This is a genomic window from Hydrogenophaga sp., assembly GCF_031426985.1.
Lineage (GTDB): Bacteria > Pseudomonadota > Gammaproteobacteria > Burkholderiales > Burkholderiaceae_C > Hydrogenophaga.
Genome location: NZ_JASJOY010000020.1, coordinates 1 through 4,056, shown reverse-complemented (window position 1 = coordinate 4,056; position 4,056 = coordinate 1). Strand labels below are relative to the sequence as shown.

At 64.2% G+C, this 4,056-nt stretch carries 6 protein-coding genes; 4 read left to right on the top strand and 2 right to left on the bottom strand.

The features are described 5' to 3' along the window. Both RMP09_RS02805 and RMP09_RS02800 read right to left on the bottom strand, forming a co-directional pair. Positions 1-836, bottom strand: an 836-nt coding sequence (locus tag RMP09_RS02805; protein WP_310564485.1) for a PP2C family protein-serine/threonine phosphatase, incomplete at its 3' end; no start/stop codon positions are given. Then, a complete protein-coding gene (locus tag RMP09_RS02800) occupies positions 833-1,837 on the bottom strand; it encodes a serine/threonine-protein kinase (RefSeq protein ID WP_310564484.1) in 1,005 nt (334 codons plus the stop codon). The genes RMP09_RS02800 and RMP09_RS02805, both read right to left, overlap by 4 nt. 62 nt (positions 1,838-1,899) lie before the next feature. Between RMP09_RS02800 and RMP09_RS02795 the strand changes: the two genes are divergently transcribed. The 4 genes from RMP09_RS02795 to RMP09_RS02780 form a co-directional block, all read left to right on the top strand. After that, positions 1,900-2,805, top strand: coding sequence for a YicC/YloC family endoribonuclease (locus RMP09_RS02795; RefSeq protein WP_310564483.1), 906 nt, complete (start codon positions 1,900-1,902; stop codon positions 2,803-2,805). A 4-nt stretch (positions 2,806-2,809) separates the two neighbouring features. After that, complete coding sequence (gene gmk, locus RMP09_RS02790) at positions 2,810-3,430, top strand: guanylate kinase (RefSeq protein ID WP_310564482.1); 621 nt, start codon at positions 2,810-2,812, stop codon at positions 3,428-3,430. A gap of 18 nt (positions 3,431-3,448) precedes the next feature. Beyond that, a complete protein-coding gene (rpoZ, locus tag RMP09_RS02785; RefSeq protein WP_310564481.1) occupies positions 3,449-3,652 on the top strand; it encodes a DNA-directed RNA polymerase subunit omega in 204 nt (67 codons plus the stop codon). A 115-nt stretch (positions 3,653-3,767) separates the two neighbouring features. Next, positions 3,768-4,056 (top strand): HD domain-containing protein (locus tag RMP09_RS02780; RefSeq protein ID WP_310564480.1); only part of this gene is annotated, 289 nt, incomplete at its 3' end.

Below are 4,056 nucleotides of genomic sequence, written 5' to 3'. Positions count from 1 at the left end.
GCCTCGTCGTCCAGGTCTTCGATGGTCGGGTCGGCCACGCCCGACTGGATGGTGGAGGCGAACACGCCTTCTTCGATGTCTTCGGTCGACACCCGCGTGGTCTGGAATTCGTCGGCGGTCTCCCACTCCATGGCCAGCACGGTGACGTTGTCGCAGCGCGGCCCACCGCGCTTGAGCGCCATTTCCACCAGCTCGGGAACCGCCTGTTCCAGCGGATTGCGGGCCAGTTCGGCGGCGATCTCGAAATCCTTCACCGTGCCCCAGAGACCGTCCGAGCAGAGCAACACACGGTCACCCTGCTGCAGCTGAACCGGCCCCGACAGGTCGAACACCGGCTTCGCGGGCGAGCCCAGACAGGTGAAGAGGATGTTGCGGTTGATGTGCTGGGTGGCCTTGCCGAGGTGGGCCTGCTGCTCCATGTAGGAGTGGTCCCGCGTGCGCGTCAGCAACTCGCCATTGCGCACGAGGTACAGGCGGGAGTCGCCACAGTGCACCCAGTGCATGTTGCCACGCTCCATCACGGCCGCCACGAGCGTGGTGCGGGGCGTGTCGAGCATGCCTTTTTCGGCGGCGTAGCGGATGATCTGGTGGTGTGCCGCCATCACGGCGCTGGAGAGGAACTCCGGCACTTCGCGCACCGTGGGGTTGGCGGCTTTCTGGAAATAGGCCGAAAACGTCTGCAGCGCCAACTGGGCCGCCATCGCGCCCTCGGGATGCCCACCCATGCCATCGGCCAGCACGAACAGCCCGGACTCGCGCGTGTACGCGTAGCCCATGCGGTCTTCGTTGCGCTCGCGACCACCCTGCCGACTGATCTGGTAGACCGAAAACTTCATCGGAACTTGGTCCCGGCGGCGGTGGATTTGCGTGGCGACTTCTTGTCCGAAACAATGTTGTCAAACTGCAGGCGCATCTTCTCGGCCACGGTCAGCTTGGTGTAACTGCGTTCGGTCTCCCGGCTCAGCTCTTTTTGCAGGGCGAACACCGATTGCGGACGCGACAGCGGATCGAGCGACATGCACCACTCCACCACCTCGATCAGGTTGTCGGAGTAGACACCGCGCAGACGCGAGAGTGCCAGCGACAGCCGGTCTTTTTCCAGCCGTTGCGGGGCGTCGTTGGGCGGGTAGCCCTGCATGCTGGCGTAGATGCAGGCACCGATGGCGTAGATGTCGGTCCAGGGGCCCATGCTCGAATCGCGGCGGTACATCTCGGGCGCAGCGAAACCGGGCGTGTACATCGGGCGGATGAAGTTGCCCTCCTTGCTCAGCACCTCACGCGCAGCACCGAAGTCGATCAGCACCGAGCGGTTGTCATCGGTCACGAAGATGTTGGCCGGCTTGATGTCGAGGTGCAGCATCTTGTGCTGGTGCACGATGCGCAGGCCGCGCAGCACCTCGTCGTAGAGCGAACGGATGGTGGACTCGCGGAACACCTTCTGTTTTTTCAGTTCACGCGCGGTGATGATGAACTCCTGCAGGGACGCGCCCTCCAGGTAGTTCATGACCATGTAGACGGTCTCGTTCTCGCGGAAGAAATTGAGCACGCTCACCACCGACTGGTGGGAGATCTGGGCCAGCGCCCGGCCTTCTTCAAAGAAACTCTTGAGACCCAGCCGGTACAGCGAGAGCTTCTCGGGCTGCACCTGCGGCAACAGTTCGCCCGGCGCCCGTGTGGCCAGCGATGACGGCAGGTATTCCTTGACGGCCACCTGCTGACCTTCGGTGTCCACCGCCAGGTAAACCACCCCGAAACCACCTGCGGCCAGCTTCCTGACGATGCGGTAGCCGCCGATCACGGTATCTGGCGGCAGTGGAGCGGGTTTGACCTTTGACATAATTCGAATGGCTTCCGGAACGCCTCGTTTTGGACCACTCAACCAGATGGGTCACCAGTCCGATGGCAGTTTACAGCATGACCGGCTACGCTACAGCCCAAAGTGGCAGCCCTTCTCCAGGCAGTTCCGACGCGGCGCAACCCGCGCTGGGCCTGGAGATCCGCTCGGTCAACAGCCGATTTCTCGACCTCGCCTTCAAGCTCCAGGACGACCTGCGCGGCACAGAACCCGCGTTGCGCGAACTGCTGGGTACGCGCCTCAAACGCGGCAAGGTGGAGGTGCGCGCCTGGATCGAAGGCCGCAGCGACGGCGCCCTGCGCACCCCCAGCCCGGCCGACCTGCAAAAACTCGTCGGCCTGCAGGACAGCATCCAGGCCTGGTGCCCCAAGGCCGCGCCGTTGAGCGTGGCCGAGGTGCTGCACCTCACCGCACGGCAGCAGAGCCTGCCCGGTGGCCTGCACGAACAGTTGCTCGCTCTGGCCCAAACGGCCTTGGACGGCTTGGTGGACGCCCGCCAGCGCGAAGGCCAGCGCCTGGCCACGATGCTGCTGGACCGACTCCAGCAGCTGCGGCAGCTGGCGGCCGATGCGCAACCGCTGATTCCCCAGCTGGTCGCCCAGCAGCGCCAGCGCTTTCTGGACCGCTGGGCCGAAGCCCTGGGTGCAGGCGGCGCCACCATGAACGCAGAAACCGCCAACGACCGGGCACTGACCGAGGCGACCGCGTTTGCCATCCGCATCGACGTGGCCGAAGAACTGACGCGACTGGATTCGCACCTGATCGAAATTGAGCGGCTGCTGAAAAAGGGCGGTGAAACCGGCAAGCGCCTGGATTTCCTCATCCAGGAACTGCACCGCGAGGCCAACACACTGGGTTCCAAGTCGTCCAGCCTGGAGCTCACCCGCATCTCGGTGGACATGAAAGTGCTGATCGAGCAGATGCGCGAGCAGGTCCAGAACTTGGAATGACCGTATGGAATATCCCGGAAATCTCTTTGTCGTCGCGGCCCCCAGCGGGGCTGGCAAATCCAGCCTGGTCAAGGCGCTGATGGAGCTGGACCAGCGCGTTTCGCCCTCGGTCTCGCACACCACTCGTGCGCCGCGCGGCCAGGAGGTGCACGGCCGCGAGTACTACTTTGTCAGCCAGGAAACCTTCGACCAGATGGTCGCGCAGGACGCCTTTCTGGAATGGGCCAATGTGCACGGCAACCGCTACGGCACATCCAAATTCGCCATCGAACAGCGCATGGCCCAGGGCTCGGATGTGGTGCTGGAGATCGACTTCCAGGGCGCGATCCAGGTCAAGCGCATCTTCCCCGACGCGGTGCTGATCTTCATCCTGCCGCCGAGCTGGGAGGAACTGCGCTCCCGGCTGGAGCGCCGCAACGAGGACAGCGCCGACACCATCGAGCTGCGCCTGAAGAACGCCGCCCAGGAGATGGAACACGCCCGGGAATTCGACTTCGTTATAATCAACGAGTTGTTCGAACGCGCTTTGTTTGATCTCAAAGCCATCGTTCACGCCCAGCGGCTCCGGTTTGCCGCCCAGCGCATCGCCCGCGCCGACACCTTCGGCGCCCTCCACATCCACTGAATCACCGAGAGCTCTGCCATGGCCCGCATCACCGTCGAAGACTGCCTGGAAAAAATCCCCAACCGCTTTCAGCTGGTGCTGGCCGCGACCTACCGCGCCCGCATGCTCAGCCAGGGTCACGCACCCAAGATCGAAAGCAAGAACAAGCCGGGCGTGACCGCGCTGCGCGAAATCGCCGAAGGCAAGATTGGCCTGGAAATGCTCAAGAAGGTGCCGGTCTGACCTGCGGGCCCTCGCACCCCACAAAAAACACCGCCATGGCGGTGTTTTTTTTCGGCAGCACGCATGAACACCGCAGCGCGCGGCGCTCGCTGACGTCTCGCGCTAAAGTACGGACATGAGTACCCTCGCGGAATCCGCCGCTCGCAAAGCCAAAACCGCCGTGCCGGCAGCATCGGCCAGCGCGGCCGCGGCCAGCTTCGCGGCCCTGCTGGGCAAGCTGGACTACCTGCAGGCCAGCGACATCGAACAGATCCGCCAGGCCTACCGGCTGGCCGACGAGGCCCACCTGGGCCAGATGCGCAAGAACGGTGATCCGTACATCACCCACCCGATCGCCGTGGCGGCGCAATGCGCCGAATGGAAGCTCGACGCCCAGGCCCTGATGGCCGCGCTGATGCACGACG